Annotated in this window: 16 protein-coding genes; 5 read left to right on the top strand and 11 right to left on the bottom strand. The window is 65.6% G+C overall.

Annotated features, from left to right (window positions below):
• Position 1: 1 nt before the first annotated feature.
• From ACE3P0_RS02470 to ACE3P0_RS02460, 3 genes are read right to left on the bottom strand one after another with little or no spacing between them, the layout of a single operon-like run.
• Positions 2-1,381, bottom strand: a complete 1,380-nt coding sequence (locus tag ACE3P0_RS02470) for a hypothetical protein (RefSeq protein ID WP_374399480.1) — start codon at positions 1,379-1,381, stop codon at positions 2-4.
• A 10-nt stretch (positions 1,382-1,391) separates the two neighbouring features.
• Complete coding sequence (locus ACE3P0_RS02465) at positions 1,392-1,658, bottom strand: PAAR domain-containing protein (RefSeq protein WP_172197282.1); 267 nt, start codon at positions 1,656-1,658, stop codon at positions 1,392-1,394.
• Between the two features lie 13 nt (positions 1,659-1,671).
• Positions 1,672-2,514, bottom strand: a complete 843-nt coding sequence (locus ACE3P0_RS02460; RefSeq protein WP_374399478.1) for a M15 family metallopeptidase — start codon at positions 2,512-2,514, stop codon at positions 1,672-1,674.
• 110 nt (positions 2,515-2,624) lie between these two features.
• Here ACE3P0_RS02460 and ACE3P0_RS02455 point away from each other — a divergent pair, with 110 nt between their 5' ends.
• Positions 2,625-3,449: a hypothetical protein gene (locus ACE3P0_RS02455; RefSeq protein WP_374399476.1), complete on the top strand. Its 825-nt coding sequence runs from the start codon at positions 2,625-2,627 to the stop codon at positions 3,447-3,449.
• A 30-nt stretch (positions 3,450-3,479) separates the two neighbouring features.
• Here the strand turns inward: ACE3P0_RS02455 and dinB are convergent, their stop codons facing one another.
• Positions 3,480-4,595 (bottom strand): DNA polymerase IV, encoded by a 1,116-nt coding sequence (dinB, locus tag ACE3P0_RS02450; RefSeq protein ID WP_374399474.1) that lies wholly within the window; start codon positions 4,593-4,595, stop codon positions 3,480-3,482.
• Positions 4,596-4,898: 303 nt separating this feature from the next.
• Here dinB and htpX point away from each other — a divergent pair, with 303 nt between their 5' ends.
• Both htpX and ACE3P0_RS02440 read left to right on the top strand, forming a co-directional pair.
• Positions 4,899-5,774, top strand: a complete 876-nt coding sequence (gene htpX / locus ACE3P0_RS02445) for a protease HtpX (RefSeq protein WP_374399472.1) — start codon at positions 4,899-4,901, stop codon at positions 5,772-5,774.
• Positions 5,775-5,784: 10 nt separating this feature from the next.
• Positions 5,785-6,216 carry a hypothetical protein gene (locus ACE3P0_RS02440; RefSeq protein WP_374399471.1) on the top strand — a complete coding sequence of 144 codons (432 nt, stop codon included), beginning with the start codon at positions 5,785-5,787 and terminating at the stop codon, positions 6,214-6,216.
• Between the two features lie 41 nt (positions 6,217-6,257).
• On the opposite strand, the gene ACE3P0_RS02435 is transcribed toward ACE3P0_RS02440, so the two are convergent.
• From ACE3P0_RS02435 to ACE3P0_RS02425, 3 genes are read right to left on the bottom strand one after another with little or no spacing between them, the layout of a single operon-like run.
• A complete protein-coding gene (locus ACE3P0_RS02435; protein WP_374399469.1) occupies positions 6,258-6,896 on the bottom strand; it encodes a LysE family translocator in 639 nt (212 codons plus the stop codon).
• Between the two features lie 42 nt (positions 6,897-6,938).
• Positions 6,939-7,301 (bottom strand): cupin domain-containing protein, encoded by a 363-nt coding sequence (locus ACE3P0_RS02430; RefSeq protein ID WP_374399467.1) that lies wholly within the window; start codon positions 7,299-7,301, stop codon positions 6,939-6,941.
• The gene (locus ACE3P0_RS02425; RefSeq protein ID WP_374399465.1) at positions 7,298-8,122 is read right to left on the bottom strand and encodes a carbon-nitrogen hydrolase family protein; all 825 of its coding nucleotides are present in this window, start codon (positions 8,120-8,122) and stop codon (positions 7,298-7,300) included. Before ACE3P0_RS02425 ends, ACE3P0_RS02430 begins: the two co-directional genes overlap by 4 nt.
• Positions 8,123-8,266: 144 nt before the next feature.
• Between ACE3P0_RS02425 and ycaO the strand changes: the two genes are divergently transcribed.
• Complete coding sequence (gene ycaO, locus ACE3P0_RS02420; RefSeq protein WP_374399463.1) at positions 8,267-9,991, top strand: 30S ribosomal protein S12 methylthiotransferase accessory factor YcaO; 1,725 nt, start codon at positions 8,267-8,269, stop codon at positions 9,989-9,991.
• Between the two features lie 54 nt (positions 9,992-10,045).
• On the opposite strand, the gene ACE3P0_RS02415 is transcribed toward ycaO, so the two are convergent.
• Complete coding sequence (locus tag ACE3P0_RS02415) at positions 10,046-10,306, bottom strand: DUF1161 domain-containing protein (RefSeq protein WP_374399462.1); 261 nt, start codon at positions 10,304-10,306, stop codon at positions 10,046-10,048.
• A 220-nt stretch (positions 10,307-10,526) separates the two neighbouring features.
• Here ACE3P0_RS02415 and ACE3P0_RS02410 point away from each other — a divergent pair, with 220 nt between their 5' ends.
• Positions 10,527-11,372, top strand: coding sequence for an SAM-dependent methyltransferase (locus ACE3P0_RS02410; RefSeq protein ID WP_374399460.1), 846 nt, complete (start codon positions 10,527-10,529; stop codon positions 11,370-11,372).
• Here ACE3P0_RS02410 and ACE3P0_RS02405 read toward each other — a convergent pair.
• From ACE3P0_RS02405 to ACE3P0_RS02395, 3 genes are all read right to left on the bottom strand, one after another.
• Positions 11,359-12,690, bottom strand: a complete 1,332-nt coding sequence (locus ACE3P0_RS02405) for a hypothetical protein (protein WP_374399458.1) — start codon at positions 12,688-12,690, stop codon at positions 11,359-11,361. The two genes, ACE3P0_RS02410 and ACE3P0_RS02405, sit on opposite strands and share 14 nt — an antisense overlap.
• Positions 12,691-12,847: 157 nt before the next feature.
• On the bottom strand, positions 12,848-14,191 hold the full coding sequence (locus tag ACE3P0_RS02400) for a 3-oxoacyl-ACP reductase (RefSeq protein WP_374399456.1): 1,344 nt from the start codon (positions 14,189-14,191) through the stop codon (positions 12,848-12,850).
• A 5-nt stretch (positions 14,192-14,196) separates the two neighbouring features.
• Positions 14,197-15,480: an acetyl-CoA C-acetyltransferase gene (locus ACE3P0_RS02395; protein WP_374399454.1), complete on the bottom strand. Its 1,284-nt coding sequence runs from the start codon at positions 15,478-15,480 to the stop codon at positions 14,197-14,199.
• Positions 15,481-15,600 lie beyond the last annotated feature (120 nt).

Here is a 15,600-nt window from a genome sequence, read left to right as displayed (position 1 = left end):
TTCAGGACGTGGCTGACTCGGGTTCGTAGGCTTGCAGCAGCAGCACGCCGCGCGAGAGCGGGTCCGCCAGCGCAGCAAGCAGCGTCGGCTTTTGTGTTTGTTCGGTATGCGCGGCGGCCAGCGCCAGCGCCAGCGTCGTGCCCGCAGCCCCCAGATCGCCCAGCGCAGCACCGAGACCCACGCGGTCAGCGACCGGATCGAGATGCGGCAGCACGTTGTTCATCGCAGCCGCAATTTCGACCGCACGGGTCGGGCGGACATCACCCTCGCTGAACACTGCCGCAACGGCGTCGGCCGATGTCGCAACACCGTCGAGTGCCGCACTGAGCAGGGATTCCAGCAGCGCGGCATCAGCGCGCCCCGTAGCACGCGGCGGCGCGTCGCGCTGAGCGCTCAGCGGCGGATGCAAGCGCGCGAGGACAGGCCAGCCGTTGGCCGTGGCCGGGCGAGCAAGCAAAACCGCCGCTGCGGCTTCACCGGGCACCAGACCTTCCGGGCGGTCGTGAGCAAACAGCAACCCTTCGCTCGCCGCCCGCTCGATCACGCCCTCATCGATCTGGCTATCGAGGGCGAGCAGCAGCAGATTGCGGATTTGCGTCGTATCCGCCTGCCACGCACGGATTTCGCCGAGCGCCGTACCGCTGTCGCCCGAGGCGGTCAAACGCACGGGTGGCGCCGTTTCGGACCAGACCCGCGCGATCAGGTGCTCGATCCAACGCATGGCGAGCGCCTGATGAGATTCGTTCCAGCTCTGCGGCACCAGTGCCCGCACGACGATTGGCAGCGCGCGCGGGGCGGCGTGACGCGAAACCGGCTCCGGCATTGCCGCAACCACTTGCTCAATCACCGGCAACAGCGCCGCTGGCACGAGCGCCAACGCCCGCAAAAAGCTCGACGGCAAGGCAGAGCACTCAGCGCCCTCGACAGCCAGCCAGTCATGCACGTCGTCAACACCCAGATCCGCCACGCGCTGCATGCGAACCGGCATGCCGTCGAAATCAAGGAACTCCGCTTCCGGCCCGGGCATCAGCTCGCCGCCAGCAATCCCCTCAATCACCGCACTCGCGACGTCACCCCCCGCCGTGCTGATACCCGCGGCAAGCACCAGCACTTCGGTCGGCGCCGCGAGCGCCTTGGGCGATTCATCAGCAGCAGTTGTCGCGATCGGGGCAGTTGCCGCAGCAGGTGCGCTGAAACGACGCCACCCGAGCCAGCCCAGGCCGACTGCAACACAGACGCTGAGCGGCACCAGCAACAGGCCGATCAACAAGTCCGATGACGTGACGATCTGGGGGCTGCATTGCCACCACAGCACAGCCCCAACCCAACACAGGGCGAGCAGTGCAAGAAAGACGAGAGCGACGCGGATACGGCCAGACATGCGACTCAGTTCAATCGGAAGTATTGGCCTGGCCTGCGATCAACACCGCGCCACAGGCGGTTTTGTCGCCGTGTCGCGCAGCAGGGCGCCCGTCGATCATGCAGGTCGGATCACCGCTAACGATGACGGTGGTGCCGCCGTGTCCCTTCTTGGGGCAGGTCACCTTGTCACCGACACGCGCGATCGCCTTATCGCCGGTAACACTCTGCGGGCTGCCCTCGACCACGACGCCGCCGTGGCTGGTCTTGTCCCCGATCACGATAAATGGACGCCCCACCTGCTGCTCCTGTTCATTTGCGGCCGAGCACACCGGCCCGGCGCAGTTCGACGTGTCCGAAATCCATCAACTTCCAACGCCCGCCCCATGTCAGGCCAAGCGCTTCGGCGCGCTCGCCCAGCAGGCGATAGCCTTCCATCGCCCACGGATCGCGTTCGCTGATGACGATCTTGCCGTTGCGGAAGAAGGCGAGGTCCGCGGCGAGACCGAACTGGTGGTAGCTCTGGAAAGCGCCTGCACGCGTCACGTTCGGGCCCATGGCTGCAAGCTCGGCCTGGCGCTCCGGGCTGCGATAACCCTCCAGCAGTGCCAGCTCGTAACCGCGCTCGCTCATCTGCTGGAACAGCACGAGAATGCGCTGGCGGAATTCGCCATCCAGCAACGTCCAGTCACGGCTGGCCGTCGCAATCTCGGGGCGTTCGCTCTGCAGTTCAGCCGTCACGAACACCTCGGGCGGCAGTGCCGGCGGCGGCACCAGGTGCTCGCCATCGAGCAAGGCCGCGAGGACCGGATCCCGCACTTCGGCCCGCTCCTCGAAACCGGCCATCGGGCGCGTCATCGACAGCAGCACCGCAGCGACGACGGGAAGGATCACCGCCGCCAGACTCAAACCGACGACCAAACGATTGGATCGCACCCAGCGCCATGCACGCACCGCCGCGCTGCCGCCACCTGCCCCCACCAGAACCAGCGCATCGCGCCCGCGATTGCCGATCCGGCGTTGCATGCCGCCAACGGACTCAACACGCCGCTGAACACCACGTACAGCGGCGTCGCGCAGCCCCGGGAAGCACATCAGGCTCCCGCCCAGCACGGCGACCAACATCAGGGCGGACAGACCTAAAAACAGTTCCACGAGCGTCGCCACAGCAATCCGGAAAATGACGATCGGATTATACGAGTCGATACATTTGGCATATGCGGTAATTCTTCTCGCATAATCCGATTTGCCCGCAGCTAATATTCATGCCCATGACATCCCCGGAATCGAGCCCGGTCAACACCGGAGCAGCCCGTCGCCCGTCGCTGTTTGAACAGCCTGCCGGCCATGCACGTACGCCGCACCGGGAGATCGCGGTGCTCGCGCCATTCGCCACGCAGAAACCGGCGCAACCCTCGATTCGCTGGGCCACTGCGGGAGTCGCGGCGGTGGCGTCCGCATTTGCGTTGCTGGCCGGCGCAACGCTGTGGGCAGTGGTCAATGGCGGCAACACCGAAGCACCGCCGCCACCGATCGCGCAACGTGCTGCCACCAAAGCGGCACCCGCTGCGGCACCACTTGTTGCAGCGGCCCAATCAGAGGTGGCTGACGCGTCGCTCGTGCAAACAGCTGCCGTCAACGAAGCTGCGACCGGCGCCGCCCTGGTCGATACGCCCCCTGTCTCGGAATCGACAGCTGCCACGTCGCCCGCCAGCGCGGAGCGCGCGATCAACGAGAAGCCCGCCGTCGCGCCGCATATCGAGGCGGCGCACGCTCCGGCGCGCCATCAGGCCTCAAGCGCTACGCCGAAGCCGCCTGCACATAAGTCAGCCGAGACCAAACCGAAGACACGCAGCACGAAGCCAAAGGGCGAGGCGGATGCCGCACTCCTGGCCGCGCTGGTGTCGCACATCGACCACACCGCAGCGCAAACCGCCAACCGTGACGTGGTCGGTGCAAGTTCGCAGCAAGGCAGCACGGCGGAGCTCGTCGCGCGTTGCGACCGGCTGGGTGGGCTCGAAGGTTCGCTGTGCCGCAGGCGCATCTGCAAGGGTTTGTGGGGTACGGACCCGGCCTGCCCGAGTCGTTGAGCGGTCGGCATTCGACCGCGCTGCTCTGGCTTAGTCGAACAGCGAGCGAGTCAGGCCGAGCGGCTCTGCTTCCGCGTCGGTCTGCGGCTCCAGGTCTGCGACCTTCACCCCAAGCAAACGCAACTTGCGCTCGATCGGAACGCGGCGCAGGCAATCGACGGCGACGTCCCGAATCGCCATGAAGTCCGCCGTCGGATAGCTGAGCTTGCGATCGCGGGTGACCTGCTCGAAGTTGTCGAACTTCACCTTCACGCCGATGCTGCGCCCTGCGTAACCTCGCGCAGCCAGATCGGCGGCGACCTGACGCGACAGTTTCACGATCACCGACAGCAGCGTGAGTGGGTCGCGCGTGTCATGCGGAAAGGTGATTTCACGGGAACGCGACTTGGGCTCCTGATGTGTTTCCACCGCCCGCTCATCTCGCCCGGCGCCTGCATCCGCAAGCCAGCGGCCATAGCTCTGGCCGAAGTGGCGCACCAGCATGTGCGGCGAGGCGGCGGCAAGCTCACCGATCGTACGGATGCCAAGCTGTTCGAGTTTCGCATTCGCCTTTGGCCCCACCCCGTTAATCTTGCTCACGGCCAGCGGCCAGATCCGCACAGGGATCGCGGCCTCGTCGATGATCGTCAGCCCGTTCGGCTTGTCCAGATCCGAGGCAATCTTCGCGATCAGCTTGTTCGGTGCAATGCCGATCGAGCAGGTAAGGCCTGTCGCAGTGCTGACGCGTGCCTTGATCGCACGCGCCACCGTCTCGGTGTCGCCGGGTACGTCGGTCAGATCGATGTAGATCTCATCGATACCGCGATCTTCGATGCAATCGGCCACTTCCGCGACGGCGGCCTTGAAGAGGCGCGAGTAATGCCGATAAGCCGCGAAATTGACAGGCAACACGATCAGTTCCGGGCACAGCCGCAACGCAGTTCGAATCGGCTGGCCTGAACGGCAACCGAAGGCGCGCGCCTCGTAGGTCGCGGTGGTCAGCACGCCGCGGCTCGAAAGCAACTGCGCGCGCCCTTCCGGTGTGCGGGAGTCGCCAATGCCGCCGATCGCCACCGGCAAGCCACGCAGTTCAGGCTGGCGCAGCAGTTCGACCGACGCGAAGAAGGCGTCCATGTCGAGGTGGGCGATGCGGCGATGCGGAAACATGGCGAAAGTTTAGCGGAGGGGATTGAACTTTCCCGCAGCGTCACCATCTACACCAGCGTACCGGTTCAGGAGAGCCGGTACGGTAGATGGGGAGTAGCTCACTTCTGCTGCGTCGTCACCACGATCGCTCACCCGATCCGGCGCACAGGCGGTTCCGCAAGGGGCTGCGAGCGAGACCGTTACCGGCATGTCCGGCGCGGTCGCTCGTCCATTCGACAGGGCCTTGTCCGGCAACGGTGCAAGGCCCTTTCCGTTTCACGGGCCCGGCGCCGGATCGATCAACGCGCATTGAAAGGAAAACCTGTGAAACGCGTTCTGCTGCTTGTCGCGACCAACGTCGCGATCGTCATCCTGCTGTCGATCACCGCCCGCCTGCTCGGGCTGGATCGCTACCTCGAAGCCAACGGCAGCCTGAACCTGCAGAGCCTGCTGGTGTTCTGCGCGATCTTCGGCTTCGGTGGCGCCTTCGTGTCGCTCGCCATCTCGAAATGGATGGCCAAGTTCTCGACCGGCGCGCAGGTGATCACCCAGCCGCGCAATCAAGCCGAAGCCTGGCTGCTCGACACGGTGGCACGTCAGGCGCAGGCCGCCGGTATCAAGATGCCGGAAGTCGCGGTGTATGACTCGCCTGAACTCAACGCATTCGCCACTGGCCCGAGCCGCAACAACGCGCTGGTTGCCGTATCGACCGGACTTTTGCACAACATGCGGCCGGACGAGGTGGAAGCGGTGCTCGCGCACGAGGTCAGCCACGTCGCAAATGGCGACATGGTGACGCTGACGCTGATCCAGGGCGTCGTGAACACCTTCGTGATGTTCATCGCACGCATCGTCGGCAACGTGGTCGACAAGCTGGTGTTCAAGAACGAAGAGGGACATGGCCCGGCGTTTTACGTCACGACCATCGTCGCCGAACTGGTGCTCGGCGTACTGGCTTCGATCATCGTCATGTGGTTCTCGCGCAAGCGCGAATTCCGTGCCGATGCCGGCGCCGCAAAGCTGGTCGGCGCCGCGCCGATGATCAACGCGCTCGAGCGCTTGAAGCTCAACGCCGAGGGCGGTGCGCTGCCAGATGGTGTGAAAGCCCTCGGCATCTCGGGTGGGCCGGCGTTCATGAAACTCTTCATGTCGCACCCGCCGCTCGATGAACGTATTGCCGCGCTGCGCGCCAGCCGCTAAGGAGACACGCATGACCCCGATCCGTACCTATCCGGAAAACAGCCCACAGGCCGTCGGCCGCATCGTTGCGATGATGATGGTGGCGGACGGCAGTCTCGCCGAGGCGGAACTGGCGACGCTGTCGGACCCGGAGCACCTCGCAAGCGTAGGGCTCGACGCCCACGAGCTACGCACCGTGCTGGCCGATCATCTGGTCGACGTGGCGCTGGCGAGCCCCACGCCGCACGAGGCGAGGGTGAATGATCCGGCGATACTCGACCAAGTGCTCGCGCCGGTCACTGACCCGGCTTTACGTCTGAAAGCCTGTGCGCTGGCGATCCATGCCAGCGGCGCAGACGAACAGATCGCGCCGGCAGAACAGGCCGTGCTGCACTACATGCTCGGTCAGTGGGGCTTGACGCTTGAACAGCTGCACGACTATCTGGCGCAGCACCTGAACTGATCCTTCTCCGATACGGCGCCCTGCGGGGCGCCGTTTTCATTTCAGGCGCTCGGTCGGCTTACCGACAGCAAACGCAATCCGACGCCGAGGAAAGCCACGCCAGTGATGCGGTTCACCCAGACACGCCAGACGCCCGAGCCACTGAGGCGCGCGGCAAGCCGGCCAGACGCCCAAGCCATGCCGCTGTTATAGACCGTGGACAGGCCGACGAAGATAGCACCGAGGATCAGCAACGCCATCGTTGTGCCGGGCACGTCGGGCCGAATGAACTGCGGAAAAAAGGACACCATGAACAACACGACTTTGGGATTTAGCAGGTTGGTCAGGTAGGCGCGCAACAGCAGGCCACGGCGCGACACCCGCGGTGCTTCGGCGCGCGGTGCAGGCGCTTCACCCTTGTCGCGCAGCATCGAGACGCCAAGCCAGACGAGATAGATCGCACCGGCCACCTTGAGCGTGTTGAACGCGGTTTCCGACGCCAGCAACAGGGCCGACAAGCCGAGCACGGCAAACAGCACATGCGTCGCGCAGCCCAGCGAGATACCCATCGCAGCCAGCAGTCCGGCACGATGCCCGCGCGCGACGCTCTGCCCCACGATCAACATCGTGTCCGGCCCCGGCGTAACGTTGAGCACCATTACCGCCAGCACGAAGAGCCAGGGGCTCGAAATCGCTTCCATCGCTTCTCCCGATTCAGATCAAGGCCTTGCCGTGCGATCAGACTAACCCGCGCTCTGGGCGGGCAACAAGTTCTCGCGGTCACCCCGCGTTGTCGGGCTCGAAACCACGAGGAATGCGACCTCACATTCGAAGGGGTTGCAAAACTGATGCGGCACGCCAGGAGGCACTTCGATGCCCTGCCCGGCCGACAGCACGAAAACCTCGTCCGCGCGCCGCATCTCGGCACGCCCTTCGAGGATGTAGAAGAACTGCCGCGCCACGGCATGGCGATGCACTTGCTCCGACTTGCCGGGCGGCACGCGTTCCTGGATCACGCTGAGCGACGGGTCCTTGAGCAGATGCCAGCCGTCGCAGCCGTCGCCCCAGAGGTAGTGTTCGGCGTTGTCAGTGCTGACGACGCTCATGCCGCACATCCATCATCGCGATAGCGCTGCGGCGCGTAGCGACGCGCGAGGCGGCCGCTCGCTTCTGCCAGATCGATTGTCGTGACCAGCAGTCCCGGGCCTTCATGCCCCAAATGCGCCACACAACGGCCGGCAGGCGAAATCACAGCGCTGCCGGACAGCGAATAGCGCAGACCCACATTCACGCTCGCAAACCAAACCGTGTTCTCTGCCGCGCGGCATTGCATCGCCTTTTCGTAAATCGGCCCGTCCGCAGCGCCCCACTCGCGCAGCGCCTCTCCGGAGAAGTCACTGCCACCGAAGTGCGGATGCAGCACCAGTTGCGCGCCGCGCACCGCGGCCCAACGAACTGTTTCCGGGTAACGCCAGCCTTCATGGCAGATCACGATGCCGAAACGCAGACCATCGAGTTCAAACACATGGCGCTTATCACCCGGCGTGTAGGTGGAATCTTCATCCGGGTCGAGCTGGTTCTTGGTTTGCGCGCCCAGCAATTCGCCATCAGGCCCGATCACCCATGCGAGGTTCAGCAATCCACCTCCTTCGTCCGGCCACTCCATCGGCAGCACGATTGCGATGCGATGCTGCCGGGCGAGCGCGCGCACCTGCGTCAACGCCGCAGCCAGGCCCGCCGGATCGTGCGGCGCTACGTCGAAATCCAGGCTCCGCATACCCGGCACATAGGCCTCGGGGAAGCACACCAGCGCCGCCCCGGCCTTGGCGGCGCGAACCACATAGTCGGCAACATGCTGCATGCCTGCAGCGATCGAACATGCGAGCGGCGGCGCAGCAAGGGCAAGGGTGAAGGGGTGTGTGGTCACAGCATCGGCCCAAGCAAGGGGAGTGCGCGAGGATACGTGATCGGTGCCACGCTGCGGCAAGTGCCCGACGCTTGTCCCCGGTCAGGGACGCCGGTAGCGGCGCCCCGCAGAATCGCGCCCTTTCCTCCCCCCTGGAAATTCCCCATGACCGCCCCCGAACACTTCATCCCGGGCAAGGATGCTTCACTCGAAGCAAGTATCGCGCGCCTGCAGGGTCTGCTGGCCGAGCGTGGCTTCCGGCTCGAAGAGCACGCCTGGCTCAACCCGGTTGCCGACTGCTGGTCGGTGCATCTGCGCGACGCGGATTGTCCCCTGCTCTACACCAACGGCAAGGGCGGCTCGCAGTTGGCTGCGCGCGCCAGCGCGCTGGGCGAGTTCCTCGAACGCGCAAGCTGCAACCACTTCTGGTCGCATTACCACCTGGGTGAAACGCTCGCGCAGCACGATTTCACCCACGGGCCGCAGGAGCGCTGGTTCCCGCTCGGCGACGACGAAAGCTGGCCCGCTGGCCTGCTCGACGCCGCGCTGCAGGACTTCTACAACCCGGATGCGAGCGTGCCGGCATCCAACCTCGTCGAGCACAACAGCGGCAACGCCTCACGCGGTATCTGCGCGCTGCCGCATGTTCGCCAGCGCGACGGCGCAACGCTCTGGATGCCGGTGAACCTGATCGGCAATCTGTACGTCAGCAACGGGCTGGCAGCCGGCAACACCGCCGACGAGGCGCGCACCCAGGCGCTGTCAGAGATCCTCGAACGCCATGTGAAGTTCCGCGTGCTGCGTGAAGACCTCTGCCTGCCCGATGTGCCGGATGCGGTGCTGGCGCGCCATCCGCACATTGCAGCCGGCGTGGCCGCGCTGCGCGACGCCGGCTTCGGCATCCGCGTTCAGGATGCGTCGCTCGGCGGCGAATTCCCGGTAATGACGGTGACGCTGCTGAACCCGGCAGACCACGGCTGCTACGCCAGTTTCGGCGCACATCCGCGTTTCGAGGTTGCGCTGGAACGCGCACTCACTGAACTGCTGCAAGGGCGCGCACTCGACGCGCTGGCGGGCTTTCCGCCACCGGCCTTCGATGCCGAAGAAGTGGCCGACCCGTCGAACATCGAAACGCATTTCGTCGATTCATCCGGCGTCGTCGGTTGGCGGCTGCTCGCTGGCACGCCGGACTTCGACTTTGCGGACTGGGATTTTGCCGGCAGCACAGCAGACGAGTTCCGCCATCTGTGCGACACGATCCACGCCGCCGGGCACGACATCCTGATCGCGGACTTCGACCACCTCGGCGCCTATGCGTGCCGGATCATCGTGCCAGGCATGTCCGAGATCTACCCGATCGAGGATCTGGAATGGGAGAACAACAGCGTCGGCAACCTGCTGCGCCCGGCGCTGCAACGCCTGCCCGAGCTGGACGAAGCCGAGTGCGAAGCGCTACGTGATGCGCTCGACAGCCTGGACCTGGCCGACGAACGCCTGGTCGCCGCGCTGATCGGCCTCGCGCCCGACGCCGACTCCGCCTGGCGCACGCTCCGGGTAGGCGAACTGAAAGCACTGCTGGCGCTTGCTGTGGGCGACACCGAAGACGCCGCGGAACGCTGCGCCTGGGTCAGCCAGTTCGGCCATCTGGATGCGGCGCGAGCGCGCGTCTACCGAGCGCTGGAAGCGGTGCTGCGCCTCCCCGCGGACGAACACTACGGGCCTGCACTGAGTGCGCTGTTCGGGAAAGACGCGCTCGCAACGGCGGAAGCCCTCGCGCACGGTGAGCAGCGGTTCTTCGGGCTCGATGCGCTCGGGCCCAACTTTGAATCCAGCGCCCTGCACCAGCGCCTGCTGGCCGCTTATCGAAAGGTGTGGCCGGCGCTGCGCTAACGGCGGCGACGGCCAGCCCGGTTCGCCTCGGCGAGCCGGGCCTGGGTGGCCCGCTTACTTCGCTTCGGCCTTCGTTTCAACCTTGGCTTCGCCCTTGCCACGGCGATAGGCGATTTCCTTCGTGCCCCCATCGCAGGAGCCGACGATCTTCGCGTCCTTGCCTTCGCCTTTCGCGACGATCTCGAGGCTGTAGTCCTTCACGCCCTTGCTTTCGATCTTTTCCGTGATCTGCCCCTTCAGGGTTTCACAGTCCATCTTGGCAAATGCGGGCGCAACAGCCAGCGCACATGCCAGGCCAAGCACAAGCTTTCTCATCGCCTTCCTCCGTGGTTGCGGCCGAGCGTGGCCGCGTCGGCCAGCGCGCAGGCAGCGCCGCGACTGGCAGGTGCCAGCGTAGCCGGGGCTTGCCGCGAGCGCAGCCCCTCGCCACGGCCGGCATCGTGACGAATACAACACTCGCTGTTGCACGGAGCAGCAGCGTCCGGTGCCGCATAATCCCGACCCTGATCCGCCCCACCGCCATTGCCGCATCGCCATGACCAAAACCTACGAAGTCCGCCCCGGTCAATCCGTCGAACTGCTGAAGGAACTGCACATCCTGACGCGCGACGGCAAGATGAACCAGGACAGCCGCCGCAAGCTCAAACAGGTCTATCACCTGTATCAGTTCATCGAACCGCTGCTGCAGGATGTGCTCGGCAACCACGCGGACGTGAACCTGGTGGACCACGGCGCCGGCAAGTCCTACCTCGGCTTCATCCTGTACGACCTGTTCTTCAAGGAAGCCGCGCCGCAAGGCACGGTGTGGGGCATCGAGACGCGCGACGAGCTGGTGACGCGCTCGCGCGAGCTGGCGGCACGCCTGGGTTTTGGCGGCATGCACTTCCTAAACCTGTCGGTCGCGGACTCGATCACCTCAACCGCGCTGCCGGCGCGCATCGACGTCGTCACCGCGCTGCACGCCTGCAACACCGCCACCGACGACGCGATCCGCTTCGCGCTCGCCAAGCGCGCTCGCCACATCGTGCTGGTGCCGTGCTGTCAGGCCGAAGTGGCCGCCGTGTTGCGCAAGAACAAGGGGCGCGCGCTCAAGTCACCGCTGACCGAACTGTGGCGCCACCCGATCCACACGCGCGAATTCGGCAGCCAGGTCACCAATGTGTTGCGTTGCCTGCAACTGGAAGCGCATGGCTACCAGGTAAACGTGACCGAACTGGTCGGCTGGGAACACTCGATGAAGAACGAGCTGATCATCGCCAGCGACAAGAATCTGCCGCGCAATCGCCCAAGCGAACGCCTGCAGGAGATTCTGCAGACGCTGGGGCTGGAAGAGCTTGGCGAGCGGTTCTTCGTGCCCGCCGCTGCTGCTACGTCGGCGTAGACAAGGGCCGCGATTCACTGAGGAACTGGGTTGCATCGCCCAGTTCGTCATGCGTGCGCGCCATGCGCAGGGCGCGCACGAACTTGAGCCACACCGGATCCGGCTCGACGAGCTTGAACATCGCAATCGCATCGCTACTGCGGCCATGCCGCAACACCCGCGCGCGCAACATGCAACGATCCGCCTCGCCGAGTTCGACGAAGGCCACGCCTTCGGCATCGAGCGGAATCGATTCCTCGCACTGCGCACGGAAGCCGGTACGCGAACATTCGATCACCCGCATCGGGTAGACGCGGGAGCGCTGCCCGTCCGGCTGGCGCACATGGAAACCGGCCGGGCACATCACCGAGAAGCGCTGGTGCTGGCGGCGCTTCAGCTCGGTGCGGAAGGAATCGTCCGGCAACGGCGGCAGGTAGGCCTTGTAGGCGGGCAGATCGTAGATGCCATGCAGCAGCACCTTCTCGCGCTGGCTGGCGCGGCGGAAAGCGTCGGTGCGCTGATTGAAGAAGTAGTTGATCAGCTCCGGCGTCATCACCGGGTCGTTGGTGGTGAAGAAACGCTTGTCCGGGAACTGGAAGTGCTTGAGCTTGAGCTCAAGGAAGTAGCGATGCAGGTTCTTCGACGGTGGCTGGTGCGCGTAGGCGCGCCGGTACAGCTCCGGCATCTTCTTCAGATCAAGGTGCGCCCCGACCGCCGGCGCACCATTGACGAAATCATAGTGGCTGACCGGGTTCTGCTTCAGGCGGCGGAAACACAGCAAGCCCTCGTACATCGGAATATGGCGCGGGTTCACCGCGATCACCAAGTGGCGCGTATCGAAGTACTTCACCGCGTATTCGCGCATGAACTTCATCAACGGGAACAGCACCAGACCGCCGCGCATACGGAAGCGCTTGTGCACCGCGAGTGCAGAAACTTCGGCGATATTGCCGCCTTCCGCGCGGATCGCATCGATATCGAAAATGCGCTGCAGCGGAAAGCCCAGCGAGCTTTCGCGGATCAGCGAAATCGTGCCGACGACCTGATCGTCGTACTTGGCCAGCAGCGTGGTGGTGGTCGGCAGCGCGTGGTAGAGCGTAACGCGCATGCCGGATTCGTCCGGCTGCATGAAGCCGGCGCCGACGTAGGCCTCGTGCAGCAGCTTGAAGCAGGCCTCAAGCTCTTCGCGCGTTTCGGCCAGCTTGAAGACCAGATTGTCCGGCGGCGCCTCCTCGCAACGCACCGCGTTGCGCAACAGCGCGTTGCGCGAACTGCGCGGCAACAAGCCGGCGGCCAGCCTTATCGTCTTGCGTGCAAGGTTGCGAATGCGTCGCTTCATCACCGATCCGGAGTGGGTGCCGAAGAGCCAAAGTCGGTCAGTGTAGGACGATTTCGGACTTCCCGACTACCGTTTCCACCGACATTCACCGCCTACTACGACCCTCGTCAAAGCCTGCCACCGCAGTCTGTCGCCTATCGCCGACAGTCCGTGATGCTCAAGCGCCGATCAAAGCAAGCCCGCATACGCGTACCGTGTTGCCACTCAGGCCGGCGCTGGCGGGCAGCGCGAGGAAGGTGATCAGCTCGGCCACGTCGCGCGGCAAACCGCCTTGCGACAGGGCGTTGAGCCGGCGCCCCGCCTCGCGCGTCATCAACGGGATGCTGGCCGTCATCGGCGTTTCGATAAATCCAGGGGCTACCGCGTTGATCGTGATTCCGCGCGACGCGAGCAGCGGTGCCTGCGCCGCGACATAGCCGATCAAGGCCGCCTTGCTGGTCGCGTAGTTGGTCTGGCCGAAGTTGCCGGCCACGCCGCTGACCGAGGACAGGCAAACAATGCGGCCACCCTCGTGCAGCGTTTCGCTGGAGAGCAACGCGGCATCGATCGCTGCAATCGCGGCGAAATTCACCGCCATCACAGCGTCCCACAGTTCGGGCTTCATGTTCGCGAGAGTCTTGTCGCGTGTGATGCCGGCGTTGTGGACGACGATATCGACCCCGCCGGTCTTGTCGCGCAGGAAAGTCGTGAGCGCCGATGGCGCATCGGGCGCCGCGATGTCCAGCACCAGCGGCAGCCCGCCGACCCGCGTAGCGGTTTCGTACAGGGCGTCACGCGCCGCTGCGACATCCACGCAGACCACGCGCGCGCCCTCTTCCGCCAGTCGCTGCGCCGTCGCCGCGCCAATGCCGCGCGCCGCGCCGGTCACTACAGCAACCTTGCCCGTCAGCTGACTGGCACCAGGCTGCGGCGCCGCTGCCGGCGCCAGCCGGAACACCTGGCCGGATACATAGGTACAGCGCGGCCCGCCGCAGAAGCGCACCAGGCCGGCGAGTTGAGACTCGGCGCCCGGCACCAGCCGTGCGAGGTTGGCAGTGGCGCCACGGCGGCCAATCTCCTTGCCAAGCGCGCGCACGAAGCCTTCGATGCCGCGGGCGACGGCCGCCGCCACCGCGTCATCAAGCGCCACCGGATCGCGCGATACCACCAGCACGCGCCCGTTGCGCGCGAGCCGCCGCAGTTTGGGCGCGAAGAATCCGTGCAGAGCGGCCAGATCGCCGGGTGTGCGGCAGCCGGTCGCGTCGAACAACAGGGTGTCGGCCGCCAGCCCCTCGGCGAGTGCGGCAACGCACTGGGCGCCCGCATCCTCGGCCGCCTGCCTGAGCGACGACTCGGCAACGCCACCGGGCGAAGCACCGCAGACGACGACGCGGCCCGCTAGCGGCGCCGCATCGTAACCGCCTGCTACGCGCGCCAAACGCACTGGCGTCGGCAAGCCGAGCCGGCGAATCAGCCCCGCGGTGCGGCGGTCGTTGGCAAGGCGCAGCAGCAGGTCGGCCATCGGCTTCAGCGCTCCAGGATCGCGGTCACGCCCTGGCCGCCCGCAGCGCAGATCGAGATCAGGCCGCGGCCGGAGCCCTTCTCGGCCAGCAGTTTCGCGAGCGTGGCAACAACGCGGCCGCCGGTGGCCGCGAATGGGTGGCCGGCAGCGATCGAGCTGCCCTTCACGTTGAGGCGGCCGCGGTCGATGCTGCCCAGCGCACCCGGCAAGCCCAGCTTCGTGCGACAAAACTCGTCGCTCTCCCACGCGGCCAGCGTGCACAGCACCACCGCGGCAAAGGCTTCGTGAATCTCGTAGAAGTCAAAGTCCTGCAGCGTCAGGCCAAGGCGGGCGAGCATGCGCGGGATCGCGTACGCGGGCGCCATCAGAAGGCCTTCGCGCTCATCGATGAAGTCCACCGCGGCGACTTCGCCGGTCACCAGATAAGCGAGGATCGGCAGACCCTTCTTCTGCGCCCACGCCTCGCTCGCGAGCAGCACGGCCGAGGCGCCATCAGTCAGCGGCGACGCGTTCGCGGCGGTGATCGTGCCACCGTTGCGGTCAAACGCCGGCGCGAGTTTCGCGAGCTTTTCCAGCGACGAATCCAGCCGCAGATTGTTGTCGCGCTTGAGGCCGTGGTAGGGCATCACCAGATCGTCGAAGAAGCCTTCGTCGTAAGCACGCGCAAGCTTCTGGTGGCTCGCCAGCGCCAGCGCATCCTGCGCCTCGCGGCTGATGCCGTAGCGCTTTGCGGTGATCTCGGCATGCTGGCCCATCGATTTTCCGGTGCGCGGTTCGGCGTTGGCCGGCAGCTCCGGCACCAGGTGTTTCGGGTTAATCGCCCGCATCAGGTGCTTGAGCTTGGCGCTGGTGGTTTTCGCCGCGTTCAGATCCATCAGCGCACGCTGCAGACCGCGGTTGACCGCCACAGGGGCGTCGGACGTGGTGTCGACGCCGCAGGCAATGCCAGCATCGATCTGGCCCAGCGCGATCTTGTTGGCAACGAGGATCGCGGCCTCAAGGCCGGTACCGCAGGCCTGCTGCACATCGAAGGCCGGCGTGTTGGCGTTGAGGCCGGACGACAGCACGCATTCGCGCACCATGTTCCAGTCACGCGCGTGCTTCATCACCGCGCCTCCAACCACTTCACCGAGCAACTCGCCCTGCAGATGGTGTTTCTCCACCAGCCCGCGCAGCGTGTCGGTCAGCATCGTCTTGTTGCTGAGCTGGGCGTAGGCAGTATTTGAGCGGGCGAAGGGGATGCGGTTGGCACCCACAATCGCGACACGGCGCGGTAGCGCGATCGGCATGGCTGAGTCCTTTCAAGGGCGGCGCGGTGCGCACGCCAGGCAGTGTGAAACGCGGTCGACCAGTACGCGGCCGTCGCATTGGCCGGCAATGTACGCAGGCGTACGGAATCCGGTCAAGGC

The sequence above is a fragment of the Niveibacterium sp. genome, from assembly GCF_041909475.1.
Lineage (GTDB): Bacteria > Pseudomonadota > Gammaproteobacteria > Burkholderiales > Rhodocyclaceae > Niveibacterium.
This window is presented reverse-complemented; position numbering and strand designations above follow the sequence as displayed.